Origin of the sequence: Paenibacillus thiaminolyticus (genome assembly GCF_007066085.1) — a bacterium.
In the GTDB taxonomy this organism is placed as follows: domain Bacteria; phylum Bacillota; class Bacilli; order Paenibacillales; family Paenibacillaceae; genus Paenibacillus_B; species Paenibacillus_B thiaminolyticus.
The window spans coordinates 2,422,056-2,436,065 of record NZ_CP041405.1; the positions used below are offsets into that span (position 1 = coordinate 2,422,056).

14 protein-coding genes are annotated in these 14,010 nt (G+C 52.2%); 1 reads left to right on the forward strand and 13 read right to left on the reverse strand.

Annotated features, from left to right (window positions below; genetic code table 11):
* Positions 1–12: 12 nt before the first annotated feature.
* The 12 genes from FLT43_RS10915 to FLT43_RS10970 all read right to left on the reverse strand — a co-directional run bounded on the left by FLT43_RS10915 (position 13) and on the right by FLT43_RS10970 (position 11,535).
* The gene (locus FLT43_RS10915) at positions 13–312 is read right to left on the reverse strand and encodes a YrdB family protein (protein WP_164776145.1); all 300 of its coding nucleotides are present in this window, start codon (positions 310–312) and stop codon (positions 13–15) included.
* A 290-nt stretch (positions 313–602) separates the two neighbouring features.
* The gene (locus FLT43_RS10920; protein ID WP_087444871.1) at positions 603–809 is read right to left on the reverse strand and encodes a cyclic di-GMP-binding domain-containing protein, MshE-related; all 207 of its coding nucleotides are present in this window, start codon (positions 807–809) and stop codon (positions 603–605) included.
* Between the two features lie 492 nt (positions 810–1,301).
* Complete coding sequence (locus tag FLT43_RS10925) at positions 1,302–2,219, reverse strand: N-acetylglucosamine kinase (protein WP_087445419.1); 918 nt, start codon at positions 2,217–2,219, stop codon at positions 1,302–1,304.
* Positions 2,220–2,374: 155 nt separating this feature from the next.
* The gene (locus FLT43_RS10930; RefSeq protein WP_087444870.1) at positions 2,375–3,517 is read right to left on the reverse strand and encodes an exo-beta-N-acetylmuramidase NamZ family protein; all 1,143 of its coding nucleotides are present in this window, start codon (positions 3,515–3,517) and stop codon (positions 2,375–2,377) included.
* 31 nt (positions 3,518–3,548) lie between these two features.
* The gene (locus FLT43_RS10935; RefSeq protein WP_087444869.1) at positions 3,549–4,253 is read right to left on the reverse strand and encodes a PIG-L deacetylase family protein; all 705 of its coding nucleotides are present in this window, start codon (positions 4,251–4,253) and stop codon (positions 3,549–3,551) included.
* The gene (locus FLT43_RS10940) at positions 4,253–5,221 is read right to left on the reverse strand and encodes a GNAT family N-acetyltransferase (RefSeq protein WP_087445418.1); all 969 of its coding nucleotides are present in this window, start codon (positions 5,219–5,221) and stop codon (positions 4,253–4,255) included. Before FLT43_RS10940 ends, FLT43_RS10935 begins: the two co-directional genes overlap by 1 nt.
* A 17-nt stretch (positions 5,222–5,238) precedes the next feature.
* Positions 5,239–6,099, reverse strand: coding sequence for a carbohydrate ABC transporter permease (locus FLT43_RS10945; RefSeq protein ID WP_087444868.1), 861 nt, complete (start codon positions 6,097–6,099; stop codon positions 5,239–5,241).
* A 21-nt stretch (positions 6,100–6,120) separates the two neighbouring features.
* Positions 6,121–7,023, reverse strand: a complete 903-nt coding sequence (locus FLT43_RS10950) for a carbohydrate ABC transporter permease (protein ID WP_087444867.1) — start codon at positions 7,021–7,023, stop codon at positions 6,121–6,123.
* A 92-nt stretch (positions 7,024–7,115) separates the two neighbouring features.
* Positions 7,116–8,546, reverse strand: a complete 1,431-nt coding sequence (locus FLT43_RS10955; RefSeq protein ID WP_087444866.1) for an ABC transporter substrate-binding protein — start codon at positions 8,544–8,546, stop codon at positions 7,116–7,118.
* A 31-nt stretch (positions 8,547–8,577) separates the two neighbouring features.
* Complete coding sequence (murQ, locus tag FLT43_RS10960) at positions 8,578–9,492, reverse strand: N-acetylmuramic acid 6-phosphate etherase (RefSeq protein ID WP_087444865.1); 915 nt, start codon at positions 9,490–9,492, stop codon at positions 8,578–8,580.
* A 187-nt stretch (positions 9,493–9,679) separates the two neighbouring features.
* Complete coding sequence (locus FLT43_RS10965; protein WP_087444864.1) at positions 9,680–10,540, reverse strand: MurR/RpiR family transcriptional regulator; 861 nt, start codon at positions 10,538–10,540, stop codon at positions 9,680–9,682.
* A 404-nt stretch (positions 10,541–10,944) separates the two neighbouring features.
* Entirely contained in the window at positions 10,945–11,535 is a 591-nt protein-coding gene (locus FLT43_RS10970; RefSeq protein WP_087444862.1) for a TetR/AcrR family transcriptional regulator, read from the reverse strand.
* A gap of 210 nt (positions 11,536–11,745) precedes the next feature.
* On the opposite strand from FLT43_RS10970, the gene FLT43_RS10975 reads away from it, so the two are divergent.
* Positions 11,746–12,978, forward strand: a complete 1,233-nt coding sequence (locus FLT43_RS10975; protein ID WP_087444861.1) for a cytochrome P450 — start codon at positions 11,746–11,748, stop codon at positions 12,976–12,978.
* A gap of 303 nt (positions 12,979–13,281) precedes the next feature.
* On the opposite strand, the gene deoD is transcribed toward FLT43_RS10975, so the two are convergent.
* The gene (gene deoD / locus FLT43_RS10980) at positions 13,282–13,998 is read right to left on the reverse strand and encodes a purine-nucleoside phosphorylase (protein WP_087444860.1); all 717 of its coding nucleotides are present in this window, start codon (positions 13,996–13,998) and stop codon (positions 13,282–13,284) included.
* Positions 13,999–14,010: the final 12 nt, after the last annotated feature.

Below are 14,010 nucleotides of genomic sequence, written 5' to 3' on the forward strand. Positions count from 1 at the left end.
CCAGTTTCGCTCTTACTGCTTCCAGACATACATCAATATTAGGTTAAGCAGAGCCACGGCCCCATAGCCGATCGCCCCGCCCGTTCGGCCAAGCAGCGCCAGGAACACAACCGGAAGACCGAACATGGCAAGCTGTAACAGGAAATAATAAGGTTCGCCCAAGCGGATCGAAGCCTTGGGCGAGCCCATCATGCTCCACAACAAGGCGAGGACGAGCGGGAGACCGATCCCTGCAATCCCTCTCCACATCCATCCTTGCGCCGTATGGAATCCCCAATAGCTGGCAATCGCGAGCACCCCTAGCTCCAACAAAAAAACGAACGCCGAGATTGGCATATTGCAGTACCGTCAACAAGCCCATTAGCGAGCGCCTCCTCCCTTTTGGCACGATTCAAAACTAATATGATTAGTTAAAATTCTATGCTAAGATTATTAGTTTAGCAATCGTTTTTTCCTATTCCGCCAAGAAATCCATCCCCGGAAGGAGTGTGTCAGACAAAGGCCACGTTCGCATGCCCCGAGGAAATAAGCGCATAGCTGCATAACCAAGAGAGGCGTCCGCATAAACGGCGCCCCTCCTGCCCTTCTATATGATGTTCCAATCAGAGAACAGCTTCAGCATTCCCAGCACCGCAAGCGCAATCCAGCACCTCGATTAATTGCTCTTCGGTAATAAGGCCCTCCGACAGCAGGACATCGCCAAGCCGCCCTTTATGCTTCGCCTGAACCGCCAACGCGTGCTGCAATTGCGCGGGGGTGATGAGACCGACCTCGACCATCAATTCTCCAATTCGCTTGCGCTGCTTCATGAGTTCACCTCATCTGGAAATCGCGACGGCAATCCCGTCCCGCAGGTATGTACAAGTGCATGAAAACCTCGACTGAAAAAGGCATTCTTCGACAACTTACCCTATAAACTAAAAGCAAGATTCGATGTCAAGCCGCTCCCTGATTGGGTTCATCGCTTTCAGCTATTTAAAATTTTAGCGTTTAAACTATTTATAAGGATATGTAATCACAGGCTATCATCACTGTAAATATATCCCATGTGGTTTATTCCCTAAATTTCCGAACTTTACCGTTAACAAAGTCGAAAACGTTCACAATTTTGTAAATCCAGGAATGATTATTCATTTTTCCGACACAAACGAACGGTTCCTGCCTTCCCCTCCAGAGATGTTCCCTCTCTACAAGCTAGCGTGGCCAGCCGCTTCCCGAAAACGCAAAAAAAGAGCGCGAACCGCTTTCCCCATTCGCACTCTTTCTGTATGTTTGCTTCAATTCCGAACATTGCTTCAACTTCATCCCGCGGCCAGCTTCCCTAATGCCAGCAGCACCGCGCCATAGGCCGCATTCTTCTCGGCGTTAATGCACTGCATCCCGGGGTACCGCTCTGCCAACAAAGCGGTCAAGCCATTCCGCACATCGTTGTTCTTCAGCAGCACGCTGCCGGCCATCGCCACCGTTCCCGCTTGCAGGCCAAGCTTCTCCACGACTGGAACGATGAGCTGGCACAGGGAGCGGGCGCATTTGTCCGCGATGGAGAGAGCGGTCTTGTCCCCGAGCGCACAGGCCTGCGACAAAATCGGGGCCAGGGCCGCGATATCTTTTTTGTTCGTGCGCTGATCATACACGAAGCGGATAAGCTGCTGAATCGATTCCATCTGCAGCTGACGGTACACCATCCCCGTAATGGGCGTCTCGGGGAGGCGGCCGTCATGCGCGCGCACGACCGCCGACAGCAGTTCGCGGCCAATGCTGTAGCCGCTGCCTTCATCATCGATCAGATGGCCATAGCCGCCCGCGCGATGGGACTGGCCCGCTTCATTCTGGCCATAGCAGATCGACCCCGTGCCCGCGATGAGGATGACGCCGACGGCCTTGCCGTGCGCGCCCCACAGCGCCGTTGCTTGATCGCCCGTAATGGCCAAGCCGCCTTCATACCCGCATTCGCGAACGCTCGCTTCCAGGCGGGGAACGACCGTCGGATTGCTGATCCCAGCCGCGCCGATACAGACCTGCACGCAGTGATCCAGCCCTCCGCATACCTTCGCAATCATCGCGAAAATATCCCGCAGGCTGCTTCGCACACTCGCCTCGTCCTGTCCGTTGTAGTTGATCGCACCAGATGTGAACGTATGCACTACCGTCCCCTTCACATCCGCAACGGTGACGGCCGTCTTCGTGCCGCCGCCGTCCACCCCTGCCACATATTTCAACGTAAGCTCACATCCTTCTTCTGCCTTAAGCTCCGCGCAGACGCTCGACGCACTGACACCAGACGCACGACCGCGCAGACATACGACGCGCTGACGCACGAACAGCGCTCATTCCGGCATGCGGCGACGTTTGGCCCTATTCGCCCTACTCGGCCCTATGAATACAAATGATATTGCCGCTTCATGTCCCCAAATTCCCGGCTTTCTTCCCGGAACCGCTCCAACATCGCCGGAACGTCCGCCGGCTCCGCGCGGTAGATGCTGTCCCCGCCTAACAGATCAATGAACGGCCGCGAATTCTCCTTCACCGGGGGCAAAAAGGAAAACTGCTCATAATTGCGCTTGATGGCATACAGTAGCTGAACGCCCGTTGCCAGCGGCTGCAGGGCGCGGCGATCGAGCACATGAAGCTGCACCCCGCCGCATTGCTCATCCCGGAACTTCGAGAACGATGGCTTGAAATAGACCGGACGGAAGATGACTCCCGGCAGCTTCATCCGGTTCATCTCCTCAGCCAGCTTCTCCGCTTCGATGAACGGCGCTCCGATGATCTCGAACGGAGCCGTCGTGCCGCGGCCCTCCGAAATGTTGGTCCCTTCGAACAGGCAAGTGCCTGAATACAGCAAGGCCGAATCGAAGCGCGGCAGCCCCAGGGACGGCATGACCCACGGGAGCCCGGCGTCAGGGAACTGCATCGTCCGTTCCCAGCCTTCACAGCGCACGACATGCAACCGGCCGTTCCACTTCATCTGCTCGTTCGCCATCTCCGCCACCTCGCCTGCCGTCAAGCCGTAGCGGACGCAGAGCGGATAATTCCCGACGAAGGAGTGATAGCCCGGCTTCAATAGATTCCCTTCCACCGTCACGCCGTCGAGCGGATTGATCCGATCCAGCACGACGAACTCCTTGCCTGCCTTCGCGCAATCTTCCAGGGCGTACAGCATCGTGTAAATGAAGGTATAATACCGGACCCCGACATCCTGAATATCGTACACGACCACATCGACCTCATCCAGCATCTCCCGGTTCAAGCGCTTGGAATCTTTGCGGTACAAGCTGTACACGGGCACCTGCGTATACGGGTCCACATACGTCTCTACCTGGGCCCCCGCGGCCTGATCGCCGCGCACGCCGTGCTCCGGCGAGAACAGCGCGGCCAGATTGAATTTCTCGTGCAAAATTTGAATCGTCGAGACGAAGTCCTTCGTCAAGCCGGTCGGGGCCGTAATTAGCCCGATACGCTTCCCTTGGAACAAATGCGCATACTTATCGATACAATCAATCCCGTTGCGGATCATAGCAGCCTCCTCTTCATGTGCGCATCCGCCCTTACAATTCGGACTGGCGCAGGCGCATGCTTTCTTCCGGAATCATGAACGTCTCCGCGAATTCCTTCCGTGCCTCGATGCCGCGCACCCGGGCCAGATGCTTATAATACTCCAGATAAGGGAACGAGGTGCTGCCCGTCACGAACCAATGCAGCGATACCGCCTTCACCCACAAATCATAAGCCTCTTGCGAAAAGTCGACATAGACGTAAGGCTTGTAGTCCACCGCGTCCTCCCAGTTCTCGGCATAATAGAGCTTGGAGGCGAAGAAGGCGGGCAGCTCCCGCTGGAACGACGGCAAGCCGGCGAAGAAGCGCGCGTCATTGACAATGCGGTGCGTCGTCATATGATCCTTGTGCATGCTGTTCTTGAAATGCGTAATGATAATATTCGGGCGCACCTCGCGAATGACATCGCATACCTTGAAGCGGTTCTCTTCATTGTCCTGCAGCTCGCCGTCCGGCGTATCGAACACGATAGCCTCGCCGCCCAGCATCTCAGCGAACGCCTTCGCCTCATTCACCTTCTGCTCGCGGTACTCCGCCATATCCCTGCCTGCCGGGACCCCGCGTTCCCCTGCGGTCAACGCCAGAGTGACGATGCGATCCCCCTTCAGCGAATGGCTTGCCAATACGCCGCCCGCGGTCAGCTCCATATCCCCGACATGACCGCCAATAGCCAGAATCGTTATCTTGTGCTCCCTCATTAGACAAGCTCCTTTCTCATCACAGCGAATGATTTGACCGTGCGGAAGCCAGCCTTCTCATAAATGCGAATCGCGGGATTCTCGCGCCCGGTATACAGCGACATATACTCAGTTCCGATGGTTCGGAACGCCTCGCACAGCTTGAAAAACAACACCGTTCCCAAGCCATGCCCTTCATGCCCGGGATGAACGCCGATGCCCGCGAAGTAGCCGCGTCCGTTCTCCTGGCGAATAACCGGACCGGCGAAGCCGGCGGCCTTCCCTTCATGCGCCGCGACGACGAACGGCACGCCGTTCGCAGCCGCTTGGGCAATCTCCCGCTCCCAGAGCGGATTGTTCAATCGCCGCAGCATCTCCTTCAGACCGCTATGCCGAGCCGGGTCAAACCGCTCGACCGCATAGCCTTCGGAGACGGCACGCGCCTCTTTGGCCCGGATGTCTTCGGGGATGGCGAACCCGGCCAGCGGCATATACATGGCGCATTCGATCGCGCGCTCGATATACCCTTGCCGCAGCAAAAATTGATGATACGCGCTGCCGACCGGCACGCCGGGCGCGTTATTATGCTCATACTTCGGCGTATCCGGGATGTACCAGGGCAGCATCATCGGATTGAAGAACAGCACCTCCGCCTGCTTTTTCCCCAATGCTTGCAAGCGGCGCTCCACCGCCTCCAGCATCACCTTATAGTTCTCATCGCTGCCGCGATCGCGGGACAGCACGATGCAGGTAATATAGCCGGCCGCCTTCCCGAGAGGCAGGTCCTGTCCGGTGCACCCGCACGCAAATCCGATAACCCGGCCCGCGTCCAGCAGCACAAACGTATTTTCCGGGTCGAAGTACGCATTCGATACAAAAATCGCTTCAAAGCTTGCCTCCGTCAACTCCTTGTACCCGTCTCTCACGGCTTCTTCATTCCATAGCGCAATCACATCGCCGCTATACTTCCGGTCCCAGGTTGCGAGCATCATAAGCACACCTCCCATTAGCCTTTGACCGCGCCTACCGTTACCCCCTTCAGGAAATACTTCTGTAAGCTGAAGAAGAGAATGAACATCGGCAGCGCAGAGATCGTAGCGCCTGCCATCATCGGCGCGAAGTAGGTCGTGTTGGCGAAGCGGAAGTTTTTAAGACCTACCTGAATCGTCTGCATATCCATCGTATTCGTGACCAGGAACGGCCAGAAGAAGGTGTTCCAGCTATCCATGAAGGTGAGAATCGCCATGACGGCCAAGACCGTTTTCGACAACGGCAATATAATTTTGAAATAGACCTGAAGCTGGTTGCAGCCCTCAATCTTCGCGCATTCCAGCACCTCGGTCGGAATGCTGCCCATGAACTGCTTCGCAAGGAAAATATTATATACAGTAACGAGACCAGGCATGATTAAGGCACTGTACGTATTTTGGATTTGAAAAATGTTGACGATCAAAATGTACAATGGCACTTGCGTTACCTGATACGGAATCATCATCGCTATTAACAGCAGAGTGAACAGCGCCGTTCTGCCCTTGAATTTAATTTTGGAGAAGGCGTATCCGGCCATGCTCGCAAAAAACACGTTCGACACCGTCACGACACTTGCCACAAACAAGGAATTTAACAGCCAACGAAAGGAATGTTCGCTGTATTCGAAGAAAAATTTGTAGGATTCAAGTGATATCTTCGACGGAAAGAGCGAGTAGCTCATCGCACCGGCTTCGACAGGATCCCCGAAGGAAGAAATAATCATAAAATAGATAGGGAAGATCGTGGCCAAAGCAAAAAGCAAAAGTACGGTAATGATGACAGCATTTCTAATATATTTGACTGCCACATTGCCATTATGTGAATGATAGAGTGACATTATCGGCTTCTCCCCTTCCCCTTAATATTCCACGTCTTTGCCCATAAATTTGAACTGAATTAACGAAATTATCGCAATAATGGCGGCCAGCACTAACGATTGTGCCGCGGCTTTCCCGAATTCAAAGTACTTAAATGCGTTGTTGAAAATAAGCAACCCAACCATTGTCGTTGAATTGTCCGGGCCGCCGCCCGTCATCAGATAAGCGTTCTGGAACACCTGGAAGGAACCGATAACGCCGGTTACAAGCAAGAACAACGTTGTTGGCTTCAAAAAAGGAATGACGATATACCACAGCTTCTTCAAAAAGGATGCCCCATCCAATTCCGCTGCCTCATAATAACTGTCATCAATGCCGAGCAGGGCCGCCAAGTAAATAATAATGGCCGTGCCATGGCTTGCCAGCCAGGACATCAGGACGAGAGAGAACATCGACGTCGAGCTTGATCCGAGCCAGTTCAAATTGCTGATGCCGAACAGGCCAAGCAGCTGGTTCAAAATTCCCGCTTCCATCGGATCGAAGATCCACAGCCATACGACAGACATCGCCACCCCGGACGCTACAGCAGGCAAATAGTACACCGCCTTGAACGTCGTCTGCAGCTTTTTATTCAGCGGCAAAATAAGAATGGCCACGACAAAGGAAATGATCAGGGCCACGGGAACCGTCAACACCGTATAGACGGCCGTATTGACGATCGATTTCCAAAACAGCGGATCCTTGAAGGAATTAATATAATTGTCAAAACCGATAAACGTAGAGCCTAGCGGCTTATAATCCTGGAAGCTGATAATAAAGGCGCTGACAACCGGATAGGCCGTAAATACGGCGAACACAACCAGGGCTACGGCGATAAACGCATATCCCCAGCCTGAATCCCCTCTAATTTTCCGTCTCTTCAACGGCTTCGTTAATTGGGCCATAATGTGAAACCCCTTTCAATACGCAGTGGTGCAATCATTTCCGGATAGCCGCATGCGGGCGGTTCCATGCGGCTATCCGAATACTGTTCTGTCTAGTCTGTGACAACTCCGTCTTCGCCGAATGCAGCTATGGCTGCCGATTTCACCGCATCATACATTTGCTCAGGCGAAATCTCGTTGGCGATCAAGGCCTGCAGCTTCGGAACAATCACTTCGTCCTCGAGCTTAATCGCCTTGGCGCCCAGATCCGTCGGAATATCCGGACGTGCCGGCGTCGCTTGCTTGAGCAAGGTTTCTACAGCCGCTTTATTGTCCTCGCTTCTTTCAATCGGCATGCTTTCCGCCGCTTTTCTGCCGGACTCGGTAATATGTGCGGCGAACAGATCATTGTTCGTCGTAGCTGCAACCTTGCCGCTGGCCAAGAAGTAAGCCGCTTTGACGACATTGGCCTTATGCTCAGGTGTCGGCTCCTGCTTGCCGCGGAAGGTTACATAACCGTCAACCGCGACGCTTGACTGCTGCTTCTCGCCCAAGAACGTAGGAACCGGCAATACGACATAATCGACCGGGATGCTTCCTTTGACTTCACTGCCGTCTTTTTTCTCGATTTTTTCGTTATTTTGGTTCGCATTATTTTCGAAAGTGGCCAGACCTTTGCCTGTAATCATCGTTTGACCTGTCAGGAACATATTCCAGCGCTTCCCGGCATCGACCGAGCTGAGCTCCTTCGGCATGGAACCGTCATCAATGAGTACGCGAATCGCTTTGAGCACTTCCAGGAAGTTTTTGCTCGTGTACGCATATTTCAAATCTTTGTCGAACGCGGCCGGCATGCCCGCATTTTTAAGCAAAATAGCCAAGTAGTCCTTGGACGCTACGCCCGCGGTCGCAAAGACGAAGCCGTAACGGGACGTTTTGTCGCCATCCTTCACGACGCCTTTTTTGACGTCTTCACGGAATTGCTCGAACGTCCAGCCTTCCTTCTGCACCTTCTTCCAATCAATGCCCGCTTGCTCCAGGAACTCTCGGTTGCCGCCAAGCGCGTGAACCTCCATGTACGCCGGGAAGCCGTATAATCCGTTGCCGTTCTTCATATATTCCAGCGGAATTTCATCGTAATCGGCAATCATGTCAGGCGTGGCAATATCGGTAATATCCATCAGCATGCCTTGTTGGATATACTTCGGAATTCCGGCTGAGCCAATGAACGCAATATCCGGCGGGCTGCCCGCATTCACTTGCGTATCCAGCTTCTGCGTCATGTCTTCCCAGCTCGCCGGCTCGATTTTCAACGTCAGATCCGGATACAATTCATTGAATTCCTTCTCCATTTGCTTGAAGTTGTCTTGGAAATTGCCAGACACCGGCGGGAGCAACGCGGTTATCGTATCTTTTGCACTGTTCCCTCCGTTAGCGCCCGCATCTGGCGATTTCGCATCATTATTCGAGCTTCCGCATGCCGTTAAAGAGGACAAAGCCAAGGTTAATGCCAAAATGGATGCCAATACACGCAACTTCCTCATTGATATAAGCCCCCTCAGGTTATCGAATGAATTACACCACTTTTGTAAACGTGCCGATCGCTTTCTTCAAGCTGCCCTCGCATTGCTCCAGCGCTTGCTCTGCCGCGGCCGCATCCAGACCGGTCTTAATCATCATGATGGCCAGCTTGCAGTTCATGGAAGCGCTTTCTAAATACGTAGCAGCGGTACCCGCATCAACGCCTGCAGCTGCCTGTATAATCCGTACGGACCGATCGCGCAGCTTGATGTTGCTCGCCTTCACATCGACCATTAAGTTGTTATACGTCTTGCCCAGCTTCACCATCGTACAAGTGGTAAGCATGTTCAGAACCAGCTTCTGCGCTGTACCCGCTTTCAATCGGGTCGATCCCATAATGACTTCCGGTCCTACAATAGGTGATATGCAGATATCGCAGACGCTCTCCAGCAAGGATTCCTTGTTATTGACTACGCCGATGGTGGTGGCCCCGATGTCCCGCGCCTTCTTCAAGGCTGCGATGACAAAGCGCGCGCTTCCGCTCGCCGTAATGCCGACAACCGCATCCTTGTCTGTCACGCCGCAACTCTCGATTAATGCAACCCCCTCCTCCGCATTATCTTCAAAGCCTTCTACGGCCCATCTCAGCGCAGTGTCTCCCCCGGCGATATGTCCTTGCACCAGCTCAGGGTCTGTTCCGAACGTGGGCGGACATTCCGAAGCGTCGAGGACGCCCATTCTCCCTGAAGATCCAGCACCGACGTAGAACATCCTGCCACCATGTTTGAGCACTTGATGAAGTGAATTAACCGCTTTCACAATTTGCGGAATTTCAGCCGCAACCGCTTGTGGAACCTTCGCATCCTGCTCGTTCATGAGGCGGAGCATTTGCTCGGTTGTACACTCATCAATGGCCGCTGTCTCCGAATTGATTGCTTCCGTCGTTAGACCCGCTAGATACTCATCCATAGCCATCCTCCTATCCTGTTTGTGTAACTTGCTTATACTGCAATCTTAGCCCCAAAGACATTTATGGTCAACAGTTTTTGAAATAAAATTTTATTATAAAATAAATTGTTGTTTTTTATTTTCTTCATTTCAACAAAAAAAGACATCGGATGCGAGCCGATGTCTGACCGTCAAGCCGCTCTCAACATTAGCGATGCTTGCTTGCCAGTATATTGTGCGTCTTCGTCAAATATTTCTTTACATGCTTGTATTCGGCGCTGGCGACGCCGGCGAATAAAATGTCGATCACCGTCAGCATCGCAATCCGCGAGCCCATGGCGCCGCTGCGGATCGTAATCTCGGGCGTGGAAATGCTCAGCACGATATGGGCGTTTTCCGCCAACGGGCTTTTCGTATACTTCGTAATCGCGATGATGCAGGCGCCGTTCTTTTTGGCGATGTCCAGCGCATCAAGAATATCGGCCGTATTGCCGGAATTCGAGATAAAGATCGCCACGTCATTCTTCTCTAGCAGCGTCGCCGCGGTAAGCTGGCTATGGCCGTCGGTGTACGCATGGCAAATCTTATTAATGCGCGAAAATTTCTGCTCTGCATCGATCCCGACCAGACCGGAAGCGCCGATGCCAAAAAACACGATCCGCCGGCTCTCCCTTAGCACCTTCACCGCGCGCTCGATTTCTTTTCTATCAATGACACAAAGCGTATCCTCGATAGACTTGCTATTATTGCGGGAAATGTTCGAAATAATCGTATTCAGATCATCTCCAGGCTGAATATCCGTGTACTGATCCTTTTGCTCATCCTCCATTGAGCCAAGCGAAGCGGAAATACTGACAATAAAGCTCCGGTAGCCGGTATAGCCCATCGTCTTGCAAAAACGAAGAACCGACGCGTCACTCGTCTTCGTCAACTGAGCCAGACTCTTGATGGAGAGATGCGGAATTTCCTCCAAATTAGCCAGCACATACTCTGCGACTACCCTTTCCACCGGCGTCAGGCTGTCCTTCATGTCACGAATCTTAATTAAAATATTGTCGTGGATTGACATCGTTTTTCCCTACTATCTTTTGAAATTTTATTTTAAAGTTTTGCTCCAATAATAAATTTTATTTTATACTGTACCCCTGCTATTTGCAATACGATGCCGTACATCCCGCGAGGCCGATCTATCCTTGGCCGCCCTTGCTGCCATTCGCCTTTGTCCCGTCCGGTCGGGACTACCCTTCTCGTGCTCTTGTCAGCACTCTCCCATCGAGTCAGAAGGCCCTGCCCGCTCCTTGTCAGCACTCTCCCATCCGGTCAGAAGGCCCTGCCCGCTCCTTGTCAGCACTCTCCCATCCGGTCAGAAGGCTAGTAGAGGCAGAACAGTCACCTAACTCGACGTCACAGACCGAATACAAAACTAAACTGATATATTTTATGTTCGGATAACAAATCCACATTTGCATTTGATTACAGATCATGGGTAGTTAGTAAGTAAAGTTGTTTTGCGAGGAAACCTGGCGTGTACGGCATGTCGTTACGCAGCCAGCCCACGATGGTCCCAATTAAAGCAGAGGATCCATACCAAATGGCAATATCCTTCTGAATGACTGCTTTAGAACCCGATGAAGCGGTCTCCCTATTCTCGAACCTTGCCGTAATTAACTCGGTAAACATCTGTAACAGACGTTCGGTAAAAATATGGGGCCGCCTCGATCCTAAAATAACCTTGTAAAATGGTGCATTTTCAGCAATATGTTCAAGCATCTTTACTAACCTCAACCAATCTTTATCTTCAGGAGATGTGGGCAGGGCTGGATTACTGTTCATGGCGTGCTGAAGATCTTCAATCATCTCATCCGCCATCTTATCCAACATGTCCGGGATATCGCGATAATGCAGATAAAATGTAACACGGCTAATGGTCGCACGCTCCGCAATACTGCTGATAGACATTTTCTCAATATCCATCTCTTGCAGCAGAGCAACAAAAGCATCCTTTATCAACTGCCTTGTACGGCGTATTCTGGGGTCTGTTTGGTGTTTGGAAATGCCCGGCATTTCGTTCCTTCCTTTCTGAATTAGAGTAAAAATAAACAATTTCTAAATAAATTGTACTAAATCCCCAGTTTCTTTTACACTTTGAAGCCAAGTGATAACTAATTCTGTTCATCATGATTGTGGGCCTCACAACATGGAAGCAGACGATCATGAGGTGACCATGCCGGACTTAAACATGAACCTTAAAATTCAAATTTGGGAGGGAGTATTATGCAGAAGGAAATTATCCAGGCAGCTAAAATTACTCAGTTTCGATCCGCCGTCGAAGAGTTTAGCCCCTTTGAATGGTGCAAGCACCAATTGGAGCATGAACCGATTAGCTACAACGAAGCTACGAATACTTGGAACGTTTTTCGGTATGGCGATGTCAAAAGAGTACTTAGCGATTACGAGTATTTCTCCAGCGAGAGAGTCCGAACAACAATCAGCGTCGGAGCCGACAATGAGGTGGGAAGCACTCCTGAACGAATCAGTTTGAGCAAGGATCCTCCGCTACACCGAAAAAGCCGAAGCCTGTTATCCGCTGCATTTACGCCTAAAAGCCTAAGTTTGTGGGAGCCTCGAATCCATGCTGTGGTCGGTATGCTGATCAAGGATATGGGAGATGAACCGATTATTGATATCGTCAAGAGCTTTTCCAGCGCGCTGCCGACCATCGTCATTGCAGATCTGCTTGGTGTTCCATCGGAGGATCGCTTCCTCTTTAAGGAATGGGTGGATCATCTGTTCCTTCCGCTTCCGATCGATAACATTGAGGATGTCCGGGAATTGAAGCGGCAAGCAGCGAGAAACTATTACAACTATCTCTACCCGCATGTGGTTGCCAAAAGAACTCATCTGACCGACGATATCATCTCCGACTTGATTCGAACGGAAGTCGATGGTGAGCGATTAACAGATGACGAGATCGTCCGGATGACCATGTTCCTTCTAGGAGCCGGCATTGAGACGACAAGTCATTTACTAGCCAACACGTTCTATTCTTTTTTATATGATAATGATCAGATCTATGCTGAGGTACAGTCGCATCGCGAACTGCTTCCGAATACGGTGGAAGAAATGCTCCGCTACCGTTTCCATACAGCCAGAATGGATCGGACGGTGAAGCAGGATAACAATGTTCTTGGAGTGGAGCTCAAAAAAGGCGATGTCGTCGTTGCCTGGATGAGCGCCGCCAATCTGGATAAGACGGTGTTTGAGGATCCGTTTACGCTGAACATCCACCGTCCCAATAACAAACTGCATTTAACCTTCGGTAACGGTCCGCATTTCTGCCTAGGCGCTCCGCTTGCACGGCTGGAGGCGAACATTGGCCTTGCCTTGTTCATGGATCATTTTCAAAGCATTGAGCCTGTTCCCGGTTTCAAACTGGAAGCGAATCTGACGCCTTTTGCCGCTGGGCAGACGTTAACTTATTTGCCCGTACGTGTAACACGATGGTAGCAAAGTCGTTCGATTGGGCAGCCTGTTGATTTTCACAATCAACGGGCTGTACTCGCTCACTTTCCAATCAAGCTTGCAAACGAACTTCATTGTGACCGTGCAACGGCTAGGGGGAAATTGGCGTCCTGGTTCAAGGAAGATGTCCTCTGAGCAATGGGGATAATGCTCATAAGATGCGCAGCCCCCTAATCATTCAGCACCAACAGCATGCCCTCTCCTCCATTTCCAAAAGAAAAAACGACATCTCTGTCGTTTTTAGCGATGATTCCTGATCAAGCTTCATCCGTTCATCATTCTGTGTGCTTACTCCTGCGCCTGCGCCACCGCCAGATCCAGGGCGAGCTCAATCATCTCCGTGAACGTGCTCTCCCGCTCCTCGGCGGTCGTCATCTCGCCCGTCAGCACGTGGTTCGACACGGTCAGGATCGACAGCGCGTTGACCTGATGCCGGGCAGCGAGCGTATACAGCGCCGCCGTCTCCATTTCCAACGCCAGAATCTGATAGTCGGCCCACAGCTGAATTTCTTCGCGGTCCTCCATGTAGAACGTATCGGTCGTCATCACATTGCCGACCTTGACGGGCAGCTTCTTTTCACAGGACAGATCATACGCCTGCTTCAAGAAGCGGAAATCGGCCGTCGGCGCGAAGTCGATGCCCCGGAACCGGCGCTGGTTCATCGCCGAGCTCGTGGATGCGCTCATCGCGATCACGATGTCCCGCAGCCCCACGTTTTGCTGAATTGCTCCGCAGGTGCCGACGCGGATCATGTGCTTGACGCCGTAATCATGAATCAGCTCATGCGCGTAGATCGAGATGGAGGGCACTCCCATTCCCGTGCCTTGCACGGAGACACGCTTCCCTTTGTACTTCCCGGTATAGCCGAGCATGCCGCGCACCGCGTTATAACAATGCGCCTCTTCCAAAAAAGTATCCGCAATAAACCGGGCGCGTATCGGATCGCCAGGCAGCAGGATCGACTCTGCGATCTCCCCTTGCGGAGCACCAATGTGTACGCTCATATCTGTCATATC

Bases quoted from the DNA above. Each gene is read 5' to 3' on its own strand.
- FLT43_RS10920 (WP_087444871.1), bottom strand. From the start codon at position 809: ATGAAGCAGCGCAAGCGAATTGGAGAATTGATGGTCGAGGTCGGTCTC.
- FLT43_RS10930 (WP_087444870.1), bottom strand. From the start codon at position 3,517: ATGATCCGCAACGGGATTGATTGTATCGATAAGTATGCGCATTTGTTC.
- FLT43_RS10935 (WP_087444869.1), bottom strand. From the start codon at position 4,253: ATGAGGGAGCACAAGATAACGATTCTGGCTATTGGCGGTCATGTCGGG.
- FLT43_RS10940 (WP_087445418.1), bottom strand. From the start codon at position 5,221: ATGCTCGCAACCTGGGACCGGAAGTATAGCGGCGATGTGATTGCGCTA.
- FLT43_RS10945 (WP_087444868.1), bottom strand. From the start codon at position 6,099: ATGTCACTCTATCATTCACATAATGGCAATGTGGCAGTCAAATATATT.
- FLT43_RS10950 (WP_087444867.1), bottom strand. From the start codon at position 7,023: ATGGCCCAATTAACGAAGCCGTTGAAGAGACGGAAAATTAGAGGGGAT.
- FLT43_RS10955 (WP_087444866.1), bottom strand. From the start codon at position 8,546: ATGAGGAAGTTGCGTGTATTGGCATCCATTTTGGCATTAACCTTGGCT.
- murQ (WP_087444865.1), bottom strand. From the start codon at position 9,492: ATGGATGAGTATCTAGCGGGTCTAACGACGGAAGCAATCAATTCGGAG.
- FLT43_RS10965 (WP_087444864.1), bottom strand. From the start codon at position 10,540: ATGTCAATCCACGACAATATTTTAATTAAGATTCGTGACATGAAGGAC.
- FLT43_RS10970 (WP_087444862.1), bottom strand. From the start codon at position 11,535: ATGCCGGGCATTTCCAAACACCAAACAGACCCCAGAATACGCCGTACA.
- FLT43_RS10975 (WP_087444861.1), top strand. From the start codon at position 11,746: ATGCAGAAGGAAATTATCCAGGCAGCTAAAATTACTCAGTTTCGATCC.
- deoD (WP_087444860.1), bottom strand. From the start codon at position 13,998: ATGAGCGTACACATTGGTGCTCCGCAAGGGGAGATCGCAGAGTCGATC.